At 73.1% G+C, this 15,980-nt stretch carries 14 protein-coding genes and 1 pseudogene; 7 read left to right on the forward strand and 8 right to left on the reverse strand.

What is annotated here, in order from left to right; all coding sequences use genetic code 11:
* The first annotated feature begins 32 nt into the window (after positions 1–32).
* Positions 33–835: pseudogene (locus ACFY2B_RS15355) on the forward strand (SPFH domain-containing protein).
* A gap of 231 nt (positions 836–1,066) precedes the next feature.
* Positions 1,067–2,146: a S1 family peptidase gene (locus tag ACFY2B_RS15360; RefSeq protein ID WP_390763614.1), complete on the forward strand. Its 1,080-nt coding sequence runs from the start codon at positions 1,067–1,069 to the stop codon at positions 2,144–2,146.
* Between the two features lie 157 nt (positions 2,147–2,303).
* On the opposite strand, the gene ACFY2B_RS15365 is transcribed toward ACFY2B_RS15360, so the two are convergent.
* The 3 genes from ACFY2B_RS15365 to ACFY2B_RS15375 form a co-directional block, all read right to left on the reverse strand.
* Positions 2,304–2,642, reverse strand: coding sequence for a hypothetical protein (locus ACFY2B_RS15365; protein WP_390763615.1), 339 nt, complete (start codon positions 2,640–2,642; stop codon positions 2,304–2,306).
* 65 nt (positions 2,643–2,707) lie between these two features.
* Positions 2,708–3,724: an ImpB/MucB/SamB family protein gene (locus ACFY2B_RS15370; protein ID WP_390763616.1), complete on the reverse strand. Its 1,017-nt coding sequence runs from the start codon at positions 3,722–3,724 to the stop codon at positions 2,708–2,710.
* Positions 3,721–7,173 carry a DNA polymerase III subunit alpha gene (locus ACFY2B_RS15375; protein ID WP_390763617.1) on the reverse strand — a complete coding sequence of 1,151 codons (3,453 nt, stop codon included), beginning with the start codon at positions 7,171–7,173 and terminating at the stop codon, positions 3,721–3,723. The genes ACFY2B_RS15370 and ACFY2B_RS15375 overlap by 4 nt, the downstream gene beginning before the upstream one ends.
* 359 nt (positions 7,174–7,532) lie before the next feature.
* Between ACFY2B_RS15375 and ACFY2B_RS15380 the strand changes: the two genes are divergently transcribed.
* Together ACFY2B_RS15380 and ACFY2B_RS15385 are read left to right on the forward strand one after the other, a co-directional pair.
* The gene (locus ACFY2B_RS15380) at positions 7,533–8,417 is read left to right on the forward strand and encodes an esterase/lipase family protein (protein WP_390763618.1); all 885 of its coding nucleotides are present in this window, start codon (positions 7,533–7,535) and stop codon (positions 8,415–8,417) included.
* Positions 8,418–8,663: 246 nt separating this feature from the next.
* On the forward strand, positions 8,664–9,125 hold the full coding sequence (locus ACFY2B_RS15385) for a GNAT family N-acetyltransferase (protein WP_390763619.1): 462 nt from the start codon (positions 8,664–8,666) through the stop codon (positions 9,123–9,125).
* Between the two features lie 16 nt (positions 9,126–9,141).
* On the opposite strand, the gene ACFY2B_RS15390 is transcribed toward ACFY2B_RS15385, so the two are convergent.
* Positions 9,142–9,276: a hypothetical protein gene (locus ACFY2B_RS15390; protein ID WP_390763620.1), complete on the reverse strand. Its 135-nt coding sequence runs from the start codon at positions 9,274–9,276 to the stop codon at positions 9,142–9,144.
* Positions 9,277–9,414: 138 nt separating this feature from the next.
* Here ACFY2B_RS15390 and ACFY2B_RS15395 point away from each other — a divergent pair, with 138 nt between their 5' ends.
* Positions 9,415–10,095: a class I SAM-dependent methyltransferase gene (locus ACFY2B_RS15395; RefSeq protein WP_390763621.1), complete on the forward strand. Its 681-nt coding sequence runs from the start codon at positions 9,415–9,417 to the stop codon at positions 10,093–10,095.
* Between the two features lie 105 nt (positions 10,096–10,200).
* Here ACFY2B_RS15395 and ACFY2B_RS15400 read toward each other — a convergent pair whose 3' ends face one another.
* Together ACFY2B_RS15400 and ACFY2B_RS15405 are read right to left on the reverse strand one after the other, a co-directional pair.
* The gene (locus tag ACFY2B_RS15400) at positions 10,201–10,701 is read right to left on the reverse strand and encodes a DUF402 domain-containing protein (RefSeq protein ID WP_390763622.1); all 501 of its coding nucleotides are present in this window, start codon (positions 10,699–10,701) and stop codon (positions 10,201–10,203) included.
* The gene (locus tag ACFY2B_RS15405; protein ID WP_390763623.1) at positions 10,682–11,611 is read right to left on the reverse strand and encodes a GNAT family N-acetyltransferase; all 930 of its coding nucleotides are present in this window, start codon (positions 11,609–11,611) and stop codon (positions 10,682–10,684) included. Before ACFY2B_RS15405 ends, ACFY2B_RS15400 begins: the two co-directional genes overlap by 20 nt.
* A gap of 71 nt (positions 11,612–11,682) precedes the next feature.
* Here ACFY2B_RS15405 and ACFY2B_RS15410 point away from each other — a divergent pair, with 71 nt between their 5' ends.
* Positions 11,683–12,054: a GntR family transcriptional regulator gene (locus ACFY2B_RS15410; RefSeq protein ID WP_390763624.1), complete on the forward strand. Its 372-nt coding sequence runs from the start codon at positions 11,683–11,685 to the stop codon at positions 12,052–12,054.
* A gap of 266 nt (positions 12,055–12,320) precedes the next feature.
* Here ACFY2B_RS15410 and ACFY2B_RS15415 read toward each other — a convergent pair whose 3' ends face one another.
* Positions 12,321–13,091: a DUF72 domain-containing protein gene (locus ACFY2B_RS15415; RefSeq protein ID WP_390763625.1), complete on the reverse strand. Its 771-nt coding sequence runs from the start codon at positions 13,089–13,091 to the stop codon at positions 12,321–12,323.
* A gap of 139 nt (positions 13,092–13,230) precedes the next feature.
* The gene (locus ACFY2B_RS15420) at positions 13,231–14,325 is read right to left on the reverse strand and encodes a DUF5925 domain-containing protein (protein WP_390763626.1); all 1,095 of its coding nucleotides are present in this window, start codon (positions 14,323–14,325) and stop codon (positions 13,231–13,233) included.
* Positions 14,326–14,499: 174 nt separating this feature from the next.
* Between ACFY2B_RS15420 and ACFY2B_RS15425 the strand changes: the two genes are divergently transcribed.
* Positions 14,500–15,930, forward strand: a complete 1,431-nt coding sequence (locus ACFY2B_RS15425; RefSeq protein WP_390763627.1) for a xylan 1,4-beta-xylosidase — start codon at positions 14,500–14,502, stop codon at positions 15,928–15,930.
* Positions 15,931–15,980: the final 50 nt, after the last annotated feature.

Raw genomic sequence — 15,980 nt, forward strand, 5'->3', positions numbered from 1 at the left:
GGACACCCCCACTTCGGACCCCCGGGAGGGGCATGGTCGAGGAGCTGGTGGCGGCGGGGGCGGCTGTCGTGTCCGCCGCGGCGGTGTACGTGACGCGGCGGCGGCGCGGGTCGTGAAGCAGTACGAGCGCGGGGTGGTGTTCCGGCTCGGCCGGCTCCGTCCCGAGGTCCGCGGACCGGGATTCACCATGGTCGTCCCGTTCGTGGACAGGCTGCGCAAGGTGAACATGCAGATCGTGACGATGCCCGTGCCCGCCCAGGAGGGCATCACCCGCGACAACGTGACCGTACGGGTGGACGCCGTCGTCTCTTTCCAGGTGACCTCGCCGGCCGACGCGGTCGTCCGGGTCGAGGACTACCGGTTCGCGGTCTCGCAGATGGCGCAGACCTCCCTGCGGTCCATCATCGGCAGGAGCGAGCTGGACGACCTGCTCTCCCGCCGGGAACAGCTCAACCGGGGCCTTGAGCTGATGATCGACAGCCCGGCCGTGGAGTGGGGCGTCAGCATCGACCGGGTGGAGATCAAGGACGTGTCGCTGCCCGAGACCATGAAGCGGTCCATGGCGCGGCAGGCCGAGGCGGACCGCGAGCGGCGGGCCCGGGTCATCAACGCCGACGCCGAGTTGCAGGCGTCGAAGAAGCTCGCGGAGGCCGCCCAGCAGATGGCCGACACGCCCGCCGCGCTCCAACTGCGGCTTTTGCAGACGGTGGTGGCGGTGGCCGCCGAGAAGAACTCCACCCTGGTGCTGCCCTTCCCGGTGGAGCTGCTGCGGTTCCTGGAGAAGGCGCAGCAACTGCCTCCGGCGCCCGGAGGGTCGAATTCCGGACAGTCCTGAAAGTCACTGTCCGCCTAACATTCGCTCGCTCGCAGTGTTTGCAGCGCGAATCTCCTGCGGTGACTGTACGCGGTCAACGTACAGGGGCGTGCGAGAGCGTCGTATGCGCGTCCTGAAGTCGACCTTGTGTGCTCCCCACGGTCATCGGAATAGTAGGCGCCCATCAACCAGCCTTCCGGCCCAAGAGGTCCCCACAACCTTCCGGGCCATCCCCCCACAGGAGGACGTGAGTTGAAGCACCGACGCATACCCAGGCGGCGGATCGCCGTGACGGGCGCGGGAATCGCCGCGCTGGTCACGGCGGGTGTCACCTTCCAGACTGCGAACGCCAGTGAGCCGACGGAGACTTCCGCACCCCGGATCCTGTCGGTTCCTGCGGCCGGAAAGCTCGCCTCCACGCTCGTATCCGACCTCGGCGGCGACGCCGCGGGCTCCTACTATGACGCCCGGGCGAAGCATCTCGTCGTCAACGTGCTCGACGAGAGTGCGGCCCGGACCGTCGAGGCGGCCGGCGCCAAGGCCAGAATCGTCGCCAACTCCCTCGCCGAACTCGACGGCGCCCGCTCGGCCCTGCGGCGGGAAGCGGCCATCCCCGGCACCTCGTGGGCGGTGGACCCGATCGGCGACAAGGTCGTCGTCACCGCCGACCGGACCGTCTCGAAGACCGCGCTGGCGAAGCTCGCCAAGGTGGTCGAAGGGCTCGGCGCGACCACCGAACTCCAGCGCTCGAAGGGGGAGTTCAAGCCCTTCGTCGCGGGTGGAGACGCCATCACCGGCTCGGGCGGGCGCTGCTCGCTCGGCTTCAACGTGGTCAAGGGCGGACAGCCGTACTTCCTGACCGCCGGGCACTGCACCGAGGCCATCTCCACGTGGTCGGACTCCTCCGGCACCGTGATCGGCGAGAACGAACAGTCCAGCTTCCCGGGCAATGACTACGGCCTGGTGAAGTACACCGCGGACGTCGACCACCCGAGCGAGGTCGACCTCTACGACGGGTCCGCCCAGGAGATCACCGGCGCGGCCGAGGCCACCGTGGGGATGAACGTGTCCCGCAGCGGTTCGACCACGCAGGTGCACGACGGCACGGTGACCGGTCTGAACGCCACCGTGAACTACCAGGAGGGCACGGTCACCGGTCTCATCCAGACCGATGTGTGCGCCGAACCCGGTGACAGCGGAGGCTCGCTGTTCTCCGGGAGCAGCGCGATCGGTCTGACCTCCGGCGGCAGCGGCAACTGCACCTCCGGCGGTACGACCTTCTTCCAGCCGGTCACCGAGGCGCTCTCGGCGACCGGCACCGAAATCGGCTGATCCGCTGATCGGCTCAGTGGCAGCACGGTCCGTGTGAGCCACGTGTGAAGTCCCGCCCCGCGCGCGAGGGGCGGGACTTTCGCATGGGCCGCCCCGGGGCCGGCCGGACGGCGGCCGGCCCCGGGCCCGCGGCCCGTGCGGTGGGCCGCCGGGAGAGTCAGATGGTCGTGCAGACCCCGTCCTCGATGGAGCGGCCGTCGCGTTCCAGCCCGGCGCAGACGAGTTTCGCGTTCGGCTGGTCGCGGTTGACCACCCAGCGGTGGCTCGCGGCGTTGACCCGGGGGGAACGGAACTCGCCCCAGTAGGCGCGCAGCGTCCCGGGCAGCCCGTCCTTGGTCTTGACGGTGATGTCCTGCACGAACCGCTCGTGGTGGGCGGTCATGACACAGACGTAGGTCCCGCAGTGGGTGTGGACCTCGGCGTGCGCGGGAGCCGCGGCGAGCAGCGGAAGCACACAGGCCGAGGCGAGTGCGGTGATCTTCTTCAGGGGATTCATGCCCCGTGAACGACCGCCCTGCCCGAAATGTCACGGACTCCGGGCGCGGGACGGCCGTGGCGGGATCAGCGCTCCGCCGGGGTGGGGCGCCGCGTCCGGCCGCGGCCGGCCAGCGTCGCGGGACCCGCGGCCGCCGCCCCGAAACGCCGCCGGGCCCGGTCCGCGGCGGCCTCGGCCGCGCGGGCCCGCGCGTCACCGGGATCGAGGGAGAGCTGTCGGTAGGCACTGCCGGCCGGCCGCAGGCCGTCGGCGCGCAGCGCGTAGCCGCGGACCCGTGCGCGTTGCAGGCCCAGGGAGTCCAGCAGCGCCAGGGCGGCCGCGGCGAGGGCGGGCGAATGGTCGGTGGGCTCCGGGAGCGTGCGCGTGCGGGTGGTCGAACTGCGGTCGGCGTACCGCACCGTGAGGGTGAGACGGCCGGTGACCTGGTGCTCGTCGCGCAGACGCCGGCCGACGCGGTCGGCGAGCCCGAGGACGGACCGGTGGTGCTCCGCCGGGTCGAGGCAGTCCCGGTCGAGCACGAGATCGGCGGTCAGCCGGGTCGCCGGTTCGGCCGGGGCGATGGGACGGGGGTCGTGGCCGCGGGCGCGTTCGGCCAGCAACCGGGCCTGGCCGGCGCCGAGAAGGCGTTGCAGGGTCGACGGGGGCAGGTCGGCGAGCTGGCCGATGGTGTGCAGGCCGTACCGGGTGAGGGCGGTCGCCGTGGCGCGGCCGATCCCGGGCAGCGCGGTGAGCGGACGGGGGCGGAGCCACTCGGCGGCCCGGTCGGCGGGCACCCAGGTGACCTCGCCGGGCGCGGAGGCGTCGGCCGCCATGGCGGCCAGCATGCGGTTGCCGGCGAGCCCGGCGCTGCTGTCGATGCCGTACAGGCCCGTCAGCCTGAGCATCACCATCTGGACGGCGGCGTAGGGGGACTTGTCGAAGTAGCGGAGCGCCGACGTCAGATCCAGTTGGACGGCGTCCGGCGGGACGGCCTGCACATGGGGCGTGACGCCGGACATCAGCTCGATCACGTCGGCGTACCGGGCCTCGGTCGGTGAGGCGTGCAGATGGAGGTGGGCGATGTGCCGCTGACGGGTGGTCATCCTGCGCTCCCGGGGCTGGTGTAGCCGAACTTCTTCAGGTCCGCGGAGCGGGTGCCGGCGGGTTGCAGATCGGCGTACGGGTGCAGGCGGGCGCCGGTGGTGCCGTTGGCCAGGGTGCGCTGCGGCTGGGCGGGGGTCGGGTGCGGACGGCTCCGGCCGAGCAGGGCGAGGGCGGCCTCGGGGCCGTTGTCCCGGCGGGCGGTGGCGATCTCGTCCAGGTCCCAGGCCATGGAGCCGACGACGGTACGGCGGGTGCCCCGGACCTGGACCGTGCCGCGCACCAGCAGCAGGCCGCTGTGGAAGACGGTGTACGCGCAAGCCGGGTGGGAGTCCTCGAAGAAGGCCAGGTCGACCAGGCCGGAGCCGTCCTCCAGGGTGACGAAGATGACGCGCTTGCCGCTGGCGATCGGCGGGGTCTGGGTGGCGGCCCGTACCCCGGCGACGAGCACCTGCTGACCGGCGCGCAGCCCGGCCAGATGGGCCGCGTCACTCGCGCCGATCTCCCGCAGCAGCCGGTGGTGGTGTTCCATCAGGTGCCTGGAGACGTCGATGCCGAGGGTGCCCAGCTCCGCGCTCAGGGCTTCGCGGCCGGTCATCTCCGGCAGGCCGCTCGGTTCCGCCCCGCCCACGGCGTTCGCGTCGATGGGCAACTGGCCGCTGCCCGCGGCCCTGGTCCGGGCGGCCCGGTGCAACTCCGTTATCTGGAGCAGCAGGTCGCGTCGGGTGAGGCGGCCGTCGTGCAACGGATCCAGGGCGCCGATCCCGGCGAGGCGTTCGGCGGTCGGCCGGCTGGGGCGGGCCCGCTGCCAGAAGTCCGACAGCGATCCGTACGGCTGCCCGTCCTCGATCCGGGCGCATTCCTCCGCGCCGATGCCGTGCACCGCGGACAGCGCGAGGCGTACGCCCCACCGTTCTCCGTCGGTCCTCTCCACGGTGTGCCGCACCCTGGACCGGTTGACGTCGACGGGCAGGACGGGCACCCCGCGGCGGCGGGCGTCGGAGACGAGGACGCGCTTGGGCCACATACCGGGGTCGTGTTCGAGCAGGCCGGCCAGCAGGAACGCCGGGTGGTGCGCCTTGAGCCAGGCGCTCTGCAGCGCGGGTACGGCGAATGCGACCGCGTGGGCGCGGCAGAAGCCGTAGGCGCCGAACGCCTCGACGGTCTTCCACACCTCGTCCCGTACGGCCGCGCTGTAGCCACGCGCGCCTGCCAGGCGGTGGAACCAGTCCCTGATCCCCGGCAGCCGGTCCTTGTCGCCGAGCGCGCGCCGGGCCAGCTCCGCGAGGGCCCGGTCGCAGCCGGTCAGCACGTGCAGCGTCTCGATGATCTGCTCGTGCCAGATGGTCACGCCGTAGGTGTCGGCGAGCACCGGCTCCAGGTCCGGGTGGGCGTACCCGGGCGCACCGCCGTGGCGGGCGGCGATGTAGCGCTCGGGCATGCCGCCGGCGACCGGTCCGGGCCGGAAGAGGCTGATGTCGGCGATGACGTCCTGCGGATCGCGCGGCTGCAGCCGGGACAGCAGATCCTGCTGGCCGGGTGATTCGAGCTGGAACAGGCCGAGGGTCTGGCTCTCCTGGATGAGCTTGAAGGCGAAGACGTCGTCGAGCGGCACCTGCTTGGGGTCGTCGAGGTCGATGCGGTTGCCGGTGGTCCGCTCGATCTCGGCGACGGCGTGGGCCATCGCGGACTGCATCCGGACGCCCAGGACGTCGAGTTTGATGTTGCCCAGTGCCTCGATCTCCTCCTTCGCGGCCATCGCCATGGGGTAGTCGCCCTGCGGGGTGGGCTGCACCGGCAGCCGGTCCAGGAGGGTGGCGTCGCTGATGACCACACCGCAGGGGTGCATGGCCATGCCGTGGACCAGCGAGTCGAGACCTTCGGCGAGTTCCCACAGGGGCCCGTACCGGTCCGCTTCGGCCGCCAGCTGCCGCAGCTCGGGCAGTTCGGCGAGGGCGCCGGTGATGTCGCAGGCGCGCAGGTGCGGAAAGCTCTTGGCGATCCGGTCGACGTCCGCGGGGGCGATGCCGAGGGCGAGCCCGGTGTCGCGCAGGGCGCGGCGGGCGCGGTAGGTCTCGGGCATGGCGGTGACCGCCACCCGTTCCTTGCCGAACCGGTCGAAGATCGTGTCGTAGCACTCCAGGCGCCGGGCCGACTCCACGTCGATGTCGATGTCGGGCAGCGACCTGCGGCGCACGCTCAGGAAGCGCTCGAACAGCAGGCGGTGGTCGAGCGGATTGGCCGTGGCGATGCCGAGCGCGTGGCAGACCATGGATCCGGCGCCCGAGCCGCGGGCCGCGACCCGGATGCCCTTCGCCCGGATGTCGGCCACGACCTGGCCCACGGCGAGGAAGTACGAGTCGTAGTCCAGCCGGGAGATCACGGTGAGTTCTTCGGCCAGCCGGTCGAGCGCCGCCCGGTCACGGTCGAGGCCGCGGCGGGCCAGACCTTCTTCGCACCGCAGGCGCAGCAGGCGCGCGGCTCCGCCCGCGTCCGGCTCGGCACCGAACAGGGACGGCTCCGGGAAGTGGGGCGTGCCGAGCCCGAGGTCCGTCACCGGGTCGACGGCGCACTCGGCCGCCGTGGCGGCGGTGTCCGCCAGCAGCCGACGGGCCCGCCGGACGTCCGCTCCGGCGCACTCGGCGACCAGCCGGGCCACGCTCGCCATCTCCCTCTCGCCCTTGAGCCAGCGCTGCCCGCTGTCCAGGCGGCGCCGGTCGATCGGGCGCAGCAGCCGGGCGGCGTCCAGGACGTCGGCGAGGCGGTGCTGGTCGGGGTCGGCGTAGCGGACGGCGTTGGAAAGGACGGCGGTGGTCCCGGTGCGGTCGGCCAGTGCCAGCGTCCGAGCGGCCGGCCGAAGGGATCCCGGACCGACGCCGAAACGTTTCTGCGCGACGATCTCCAGCCGGACGCCCCTTCCGAAGATCTCCTTCCAGGGCGCCAGCAGTTTCAGCGCGACGTCCTCCCGTCCCGCCGACAGCGCCCGCACCGGCTCCGAGAGCGGTCCGAGCAGCACGGTCAGACCGGGGCCGCCGTACTCGTGCAGCGCCTCCCACGGCACCACCGGCGCCCTGCCGTGGAGGGCGCCGGCGTGGGCGGCCGAGGTGATGCGGCACAGCCGGGCCCAGCCCGCCCGGTCCTGTGCGAGCAGCACGAACCGCAGCGGTGGCTCGCTCACGTGCGCGCCGCCGCGTGCCGGGGTGCGGCGGCGCTGTGCCGGGGGAGGGGGTGCGACGGCCTCCACCGCGAGGTCGACGCCGAAGACCGGCCGGACCCCGTCCTTCGCGCATGCCTGTGCGAACCGCACGGCACCGGTGACCGTGTCCCGGTCGGTCAGCGCGAGCGCCGGCAGGCCGCGCTCGGCCGCGCGCCGGACGAGTTGTTCGGGGTGGGCGGCGCCGTAGCGGACGGAGTAACCGGACGCGACGTGCAGATGGGCGAACCCCGCCATGCCGTACCTCCATCCGCTCACCCCTTTTTAACGATATGCCCGATACGTTCATCGTACGCTCGTTCGATTACCTTAACTCCGCCGCACGGGGTCGGCCGGCTGGATTCGAACGCATGGATGATTCCTGGATGGCGGTGGGGTGGGGGCGGGGTGGGGGTGGGGTGCTTCGGGTCCGCTCTGCGGTGACGGCCCGTCAGTTGGGCCGGGAGTGGCGGCAGTTACCGCTGGAAGTTTTTGCTGACGCGTAACTTCACAGCGGTGCTACTCGCCCGTAACTTGACGGGTGAACAGCATCCTCGTGATCCGGATCACAGGGCTGAGGCCGTCGTACCTCCCTTGAGCCGCAAGGAGATCACCCGATGCTGCCCTGGAAGCGCGTGTTCAGGCCCCTCGCCGCGCTGCTCCTGCTCACCGCCGTCGCCACCGTTCCCGCCGCCACCGCCCAAGCCGCCACCGCTCGGGCCGCGAGTGTCCAGGCCGCGGGCGCGGGAGGCTGGAACGACTACTCGTGCAAGCCGTCCGCCGCCCACCCCCGCCCGGTCGTCCTGGTCCACGGCACCCTGGGCAACTCCATCGACAACTGGCTGTCCCTCGCGCCGTACCTGAAGGACCGCGGATACTGCGTCTACTCCCTCGACTACGGCCAGTTGCCCGGCGTCCCGGTCTTCTACGGACTCGGCCCCATCGACACCTCGGCGGAGCAGCTCTCCGCCTTCGTCGACAAGGTGCTCGCCGCGACCGGCGCCGCCAAGGCCGACCTCGTCGGTCACTCGCAGGGCGGCATGATGCCCCGCTACTACCTCAAGTTCCTCGGCGGAGCCGCCAAGGTGAACGCCCTCGTCGGCCTCGCCCCCGACAACCACGGCACCGACCTGGACGGCCTCACCAACCTGCTGCCGTACTTCCCCGGCGCCGCCGGCCTGCTCAAGGCCACCACCCCCGGCCTCGCCGACCAGATCGTCGGATCCGACTTCCTCACCAAGCTCAACGCGGGCGGCGACACCGTCCCCGGAGTCCACTACACGGTCATCGCCACCAAGCACGACGAGGTGGTCACGCCCTGGCGCACCCAGTACCTGAGCGGTCCGGACGTCCGCAACGTGCTGCTCCAGGACCTGTGTCCGCTCGACCTCTCCGAGCACCTGGCGATCGCGCTCTTCGACCGCATCGCCTTCCACGAGGTGGCGGGCGCGCTCGACCCGGCGCACGCCACCGCCACCACCTGCGCGTCGGCGTTCAGCTGAGCCCGGCCCGGGGCCGGACGGCCGAAGCCGCCGGCCGGGCCCCGGAGATCCGCCCGCCGACCGGCCCGCCCGCACGTGGCGGGCCGGTACGGCACCTCGGGCGGCGGTGCCTCTACGGGGCCGCGGGAGCCGAGCGGCCGGCCGTCCGGCCGTCCGGCCATGGTGGGTCCGTGGGCCGGCCGGTCGCCCGGTCGTGGTCGGGGCGCACGGTCCGTTGCGGTGGAGCGCTCGGGTACCGTGCGCGTCATGTCAGACGACGCCGTCCGTCCCGCCCGCGCCGCCGACGTACCGGCGGTGCGAGCCGTGACCGACGCGGCCTACCGCCCCTACGTCCCACGCATCGGCGTGCTGCCGCAGCCCATGGCGGCCGACCACGCGGCCGACGTGGCCGCGGGGAAGGTGTTCGTGACCGGCGATCCCGTGATCGGCCTGGTCGTGGTCGAGGCACGCCCCGGCCACCTCTTCCTCGACAGCGTCGCCGTCCACCCCGCCGCGCACGGCAGGGGCGTCGGGGGCCGGCTGCTGCGGTTCGTGGACGCACGCGCGCGTGCGCTGGAGCTGACCGAGATCAGGCTCTGCACGAACGCCTTGATGGCGGAGAACCGCAGGATCTACCCGAAGTACGGATACGAGGTGGTCGAGCGGCGGGTGGAAGGTCCCTACGACCGCATCCACTACCGCAAGCGGCTGGACCCGGGACCGGACTGACCGGGTTCCGGCCCGGTCAGGCGTCCGGCCACCAGGTGCGGGCGATGTCCTCGCGGACCTCCGGGCGTCTCGCGGGGCGCTCCTCGGCTTCCTCGCGGACTCTGCGGGTGTCCGTCTTCTTCAGGGGCTTCTGCACGGTTGTGCGGCGCATGGCTGCCTCCTTCGGTGCCTACCGGAATCCGCGATTCCGCGGAGGCAGACCCTTTCGGTGAGAGTTCCGCATCTGTGGTGGTCTGTCAGTGGCGGCTGTCACGATCGCAGTGTCAGTGGCGGGTGTCACTCTGGGGGCATGACGGACGAGAGTGACCGCACGGCTGCGGTACGTGTCGACTGGGACGCCGCCGCCGCGACCTTCGACGACGAGCCGGACCACGGGCTGCGTGCCCCCGAGGTGCGCGCGGCCTGGGCCGCCAGACTCCGGGCCTGGCTGCCCGGGCACCCCGCCGACGTGCTCGATCTCGGCTGCGGCACCGGCAGCCTGGCGCTCCTCGCCGCCGAGCAGGGACACCGTGTCACCGGAGTCGACCTGTCCCCGGCGATGGTGGAGCGGGCCCGCGCCAAGACGGCCGGGCGCGACGTGGCGTTCCTGCTGGGTGACGCGGCGGCACCGCCGGTCGGGGAGCGGCGCTTCGACGCCGTCCTGGTGCGCCACCTGCTGTGGACGCTGCCCGAGCCGGCCCGCGCGCTGCGGCACTGGGCCGGACTGCTGCGGCCCGGGGGCGGGCCGGGAGCCGCCTCCCGTGCCTCCGGCAGCGCGCAGGGCCATGCCCTCGATACCGGGGGAGGGCGGCTCGTGCTGGTCGAGGGCGTGTGGGGGACCAGCTCCCCGGTCGGCATACCCGCCGGCCGGCTGACCGCCCTCCTGGAACCGATCGCCTCCCAGGTGCGCGTGGAGCCGCTGTCGGACGACCCCGTGCTGTGGGGCGGACCCGTGACCGACGAGCGGTACGCGGTGGTCGCGACGGTGTGACGGTGTGACGGCGGGCGGTACGCGGCGGCGAGGCGCGAGCGGGGAGCGCGACGGCACGGGCCCGGACGGCCCGGGTGCCGTCGCCTCCCCCGGTCCGGCGGCGGCTCAGGCCAGCAGCGCCGCGAAGCGTTCCGTGCGGGCGAGCGCCTCCAGTTCGTCGAGCGCGGCCACGGCGGCGGCCGCCGCCCGCGGATCCGTCCGCGTCAGCCCGCTCTCGGCGAACTCGTCCTCGTCCAGCCGCCGTACGTCCGTGCCGTCCGCGGAGCGCCACAGGTCCAGGTCGAGATCCTCCACGACCAGTTCCGCGGCGGTCAGCACGGCCGGCCGGGCGATGTCGCAGTACCAGCCCTTGAGGGCGCCCGCGGGGTCGCGGACCTCCATCACCGCGTACCAGCGGTCCCGCCAGTAGTACTCGGTGAAGACGTCGCCCGGCTCGAAGCGCACGAAGCCGAAGTCACGGACGGCGCCGCCCGCGAACGGGGCACGCACGACGATCCGGGTCCCGTCGTCCTGGAGCAGTTCGGCGGGGTAACGGAGCTTCGTACGGCCCCTCTTGACGAGGACGACGTCCACCAGGCGTTCGGCGTCATCCGAGTTCGCGGACATGGCGCACCTCCGTCGCACAGATCTGGTAGCCGAACCACTTGTTGATCGCGATCATCGGGCCGTTGCCGGTGTCGTTGCCGGTGAGCGCCTCCGTGAACCCGGCGGCGCGGGCGCGGTGCAGGGAGTCGTTCTTGGCGAACTTGGCGAGACCGCGTCCGCGGAAGGCACGCGCGGTGCCCGTCATCACGGTGCCGTAGCGGTGCCCGCCGTCCGTGCGGGCCGCGCTGAACGCGGCGGGGCGCCCGTCGACCAGCACGACCGAGGTCAGCTCGGGACTGAACAAGGGGTGCCGCCAGGTCTCGGCGAGCCAGGCTTCGTAGTCCGTGAACTCGGTGTCGATGTCGCTCGGCTCGTCCGCCATCGTCTCCGCGTCCAGCGCGAACAGCGGGCGCGGGTCGTCGGCGAAGTCCGCGGCCGTGCGCAGTTCGACGCCCGGCGGCGGGTCCGGCAACGGGGGCAGCGCCGCGTGCGCCAGATCCAGCCGGAGGAAGTACGCGGAGCGCAGGGCCCGGTAGCCGTGCCGTTCCGCGAAAGCCCGGTTTCCCGGCTCGTCCAGCACCCAGCTCAGCAGCCGGCGCGCGCCCAGGGCCACCAGGTGTTCCTCGGCGGCACGCGTCAGCAGTCCGCCGGCGCCGCGCCCGGTCCGCTCCGGATCGACGTACACGTTGAGGCAGCCCTGGCCCGGTTCCGGGCTGTCGTACGCGATGCTCACCTGCGCGGTGCCGATGATCTCGCCGTCCTCCTCGGCGACGAGCCGGCGCAGCCCGGCGTCCGGGTGGGCATGGGCGATGTCGTGGGCGACGGATTCCGGAGTGAACAGCAGGTAGGGGAGGGCACGGTGCCGGACCCGGACGAAGCCGTCGAGGTCCGCACGCGTACCGGGGCGAAGATCGCGCACGAGCACAGTCATAGCGCCGCAGGCTACGGGGGGCGGGGGCCCTGGTGCCCGCCATTTTCCGCTGGGTGCGGGAGAATCGCGGGGTGACCTTGAAGATCCACATCGACGACAGCGTGCCTCCGTTCGAGCAGGTGCGGGCCCAGATCTCGGAGCAGGCGCGGGCGGGGGTGCTGCCGGTGGGCTACCGGCTGCCGACCGTGCGGGGGCTGGCCGAGTCGCTGGGACTCGCGGCGAACACGGTGGCCAAGGCGTACCGGGCGCTGGAGACGGACGGGGTGATCGAGACGCGGGGCCGCAACGGGACGTTCGTGGCGGCCGCCGGCCCGGCCGCGGCCCGCGAGGCCGCGACCGCCGCGCAGACCTACGCCGAGCGGACCCGTCGGCTCGGGCTCACGGAGGCGGAGGCGCTCGCGGCGGTGCGCGATGCGCTGCGCGCGGCCTACGGGACGGACTGAGCACGCTCGAACGGCGGGGTCGGCGCGGCTGGAATGGCGAGGTCGGCGCCGCTGCGACGGACACGGATGAGCGGCTTCCGGCGGACCGGCGGCGTGCCGCGGCTCAGCGGCGTGTGGCTCGCGGTGCGTCGCGCACCGTACGCGGCCCAGGAGCGCGTCGCCCAGGAGTGCGTGGTCCAGGAGGGAGCGGTCCAGGAGCGCGTGGTCCAGGAGGGCGCGGTCCGGCGGCACGCGGCTCAGCGGCGCGTGGCTGGACAGCGCGTCGCTCAGCGCCGTGCCGCGAGATCCGGGGTGCGGGTCACCGCCAGGCCCGCCTTCGCCGCCACCCTGGCGAAGGCCGTCGCGTCCGCCACCGCCGCTCCGCCGGGGTCGTTGTTGAAGTACGTGTGGACGTCGTCCGTGCCGGACCAGGTGGTGGCGACGCGGTCGGCCCAGGTCTCCAGGGAACGCCGGCCGTAGCGCGGCCAGGGGCGGGCGCGGCCCTCGTGGAGGCGGAGGTAGCCCCAGTCCGTGGTGCGCCACAGCGGGGTGACCGGGTGGGCCTGGACGTCGGCCCAGCACAGCGCGGCGCCCCTGGCCTCCAGGACCGCGCGGATCCGCGGCGTCCACCAGGAGTCGTGCCGCGGCTCGACCGCCACCCGGACGCCGGGCGGGAAGCACCCGAGGCAGCCGTCCAGGAGGTCCGGGTCGGCGCGCAGGGTCGGCGGAAGTTGCAGCAGGACCGGGCCGAGCCGGTCGCCGAGGCCCGCCGCGCAGTCCATCAGCCGCCGCACCGGCTCCTGCGGATCGCGCAGCCGCTTGATGTGCGTGAGGTAGCGGCTGGCCTTCACCGCGACCACGAAGTCCCGGGGCACGCGCTCCCGCCAGCTCGCGAAGTTCGCCCGCGTCGGCAGCCGGTAGAACGCGTTGTTGATCTCCACCGTGGCGAACCGCGCCGCATACTCCTCAAGCCACAGCCGGACCGGCCGGTCGGCCGGATACAGAACGCCCCGCCAGTCCCGGTACTGCCATCCCGACGTCCCGACGAACAGGGTCATATCTCTATGAAAGCACCGACGGCGACCCCGCACCGGGCCGACCGCGGGCCCGCACGAGCGCTGTCCGCCCCACCTCCCGCACGGGCCCGGACCGCCGTCTGTCATCGCCCCCGCACGGGCCGCCGTCCGGGGTGGCCCCTCACAGATACAGACCGGCGTCCGCCCCGTCGCGCGCGCCCGGCACCGAGGTCGGTGTCGTGCCGCGGCGCAGTGCGTACAACTCGGCCAGGGTCGCCCCGTTGTGGCCGATCCCCTCCTCCGTGCCCAGCCAGCCCACCGCCTCCCGGCGGGTCAGCGGGCCCACCTCGATGCGGGCCAGGCAGCGGCCGGGACGGACCACGGCGGGGTGCAGCCGCTCCAGGTCCTCGTTGGTGGTGACGCCGACGAGGACGTTGCGGCCCTGGCCCAGCAGTCCGTCGGTCAGGTTCAGCAGCCGCGACAGCGCCTGGCCCGCCGTGTGCTTGGCCTCGCCGCGGATCAGCTCGTCGCAGTCCTCCAGCAGGAGCAGCCGCCAGCGGCCCTTGCCCGCGGCGTCCTCCTCGCCGATCGCGATGTCCATCAGATAGCCGACGTCGCCGAAGAGGCGCTCCGGGTCCAGCACGCAGTCGACCTGGCACCAGTCCCGCCAGGCGCGGGCCAGCGTGCGCAGGGCCGAGGTCTTGCCGGTGCCCGGCGGGCCGTGGAGCAGCAGCAGACGGCCCGCGATGTGCTCCGGGGTCGTCTTCATCAGGCGGTCCATCGCCTCCGCCACCGGCGCCGTGTAGTTGGGCCGCACCTCTTCCCAGGTGCCTGCCGAGATCTGCCGGGTGGTGCGGTGCGGGCCGCGCCTCGGGGACACGTACCAGAAGCCCATGGTCACGTTCTCCGGCTGCGGTTCGGGCTCGTCCGCCGCGCCTTTCGTGGCCAGGTCCAGGACTTCCTTGGCCAGTTCCGCGCTGGTGGCCGTGACCGTGACGTCGGCGCCCCGGTTCCAGCGGGAGACCAGCAGGGTCCAGCCGTCGCCCTCGGCGAGCGTCGCGCTGCGGTCCTCGTCCCGGGCGACGCGCAGCACCCGGGCGTCCCGCGGCAGCAGGGTCACACCGGAGCGGACCCGCTCGATGTTGACCGCGTGCGAGTACGGCTGCTCGCCCGTCGCGAAGCGGCCGAGGAACAACGCGTCGACGACGTCGGACGGCGAGTCGGAGTCGTCGACGTTGAGCCGGATCGGCAGAGCGTCGTGCGGGTTCGCGGACATGCCGCCATGATCCGGCACGGCGGCCCCGTGCGCACCCGCTTTCCGAGGTGGGCGTGGAGTGTCGGATGCGCGAACGCTTCCCGGAGCGCCCCCGTCACCCCCTCCCTCCTGTGCGGAAGTTGTGTGTCCCCGAACCTGCCGCGCGCCCGTTTCCCGCCACTACTGTTGTCCTTGATGGGACATCATGGGGGGAATTCGGGGGGTGGGCGGTGGCGGCTCACCGTTCTGCTCGGCGCGGGCGTGGCCGCCCTGGCCCTGCTGCTGACCCTGGTCAACACGGTTCCGGACGGCGGCGGCAGCACCGCGGGCACCGCCCGTGACGGCGACGCGGCGCACGGCACGTCCGCTGCCCCCTCCGGTCGGCCGCGGCCGGCTGTGGGCTGGGGGTTCACGCACACCCAGTACAGCGCCGACCAGGGCGGCGCGGCCACCGGGCGGATCGAGAAGCTGCTGGCCGCAAGCCCCGGACTGCCGCAGAACCAGCACATCATGGGCTGGGGCGCCGACAACCCCGAGCCGGAGCCGGGGCGTTACGACTTCGGGGCACTCGACCGCCGTATCGACTTCATGCGCGCGTCCGGCGCCACCCCGGTCGTCACGCTGTGCTGCGCGCCGGACTGGATGAAGGGCGGCGAGGCGGGCGCCGGCCGTACGGACTGGAGCCGGACGGCCCTGGAGACCGCCCCGGTCCCGGACCACTACCAGGACTTCGCGGACCTCGCCGCCACCGTCGCCAGGCGGTATCCGGACGTCACCCACTTCGTCGTCTGGAACGAGTTCAAGGGCTTCTGGAACGACGCGGAGGGGCGCTGGGACTACGAGGGGTACACGGCGATGTACAACCTCGTGTACGAGGCGCTGAAGAAAGTCGACAAGGACATCCTGGTCGGCGGCCCCTACCTGGCGATGGACAGCGTCGACCCGCGCCGGAGCGAGGACGCCTCGGCGACCCTCAGGGGCGCCTGGGGCGCCATGGACCAGCGGGTCCTCGACGCCTTCGACTACTGGAACACCCACCGGGCCGGCGCGGACTTCGTCGTCGTCGACGGCTCCAGCTACACCGACGACGGCGACCCGCTGCCGGACGAGTTCGCCGCCACCGACAAGTTCACCGCCGTCGGCGACTGGTTGCGCCGGCAGACCCACGACCTGCCGCTGTGGTGGGCGGAGTACTACGTCGAGCCGGCCGACGCCGCCGACGAGCGCACGGGCTGGTCCGAGGCGCACCGGGTCGCGGTCCAGGCGGCCGGGATGATCGCGATGGTCGACGGCGGCGCCGACTCCGGTTTCTACTGGAATCCGGAGAAGAAACAGGGCACCGCCTGCGCCGGCTGTCTGTGGACGCCCACGGGCACCGCCGCGGGCGGCGTGCGGCTTCCGATGTACGACCTGGTCTCCCGGTTCGGCCGGGCGTTCCCGCCGGGAACCGCGTACCGGACCGTGTCCGTCGCTGCCGACGCCCGGCCCGACCTGCGTGTCCTCGCCACCGACAAGGTGGTCCTGGTGGTGAACACCCTCGCCCGGCCGGTCGGCGCGCGGGTCGACGGCGCGCGGCTCGACCTGCGGGCGTACGAGGTGAAGTGGCTCACCAGGCGGGCCAGGTGAGCCACGTGCGCCGGACGGGCCGGACGGGCCACGTGTGCCGGACGGGCCGG

This window comes from Streptomyces sp. NPDC001270 (assembly GCF_042896695.1).
Lineage (GTDB): Bacteria > Actinomycetota > Actinomycetes > Streptomycetales > Streptomycetaceae > Streptomyces.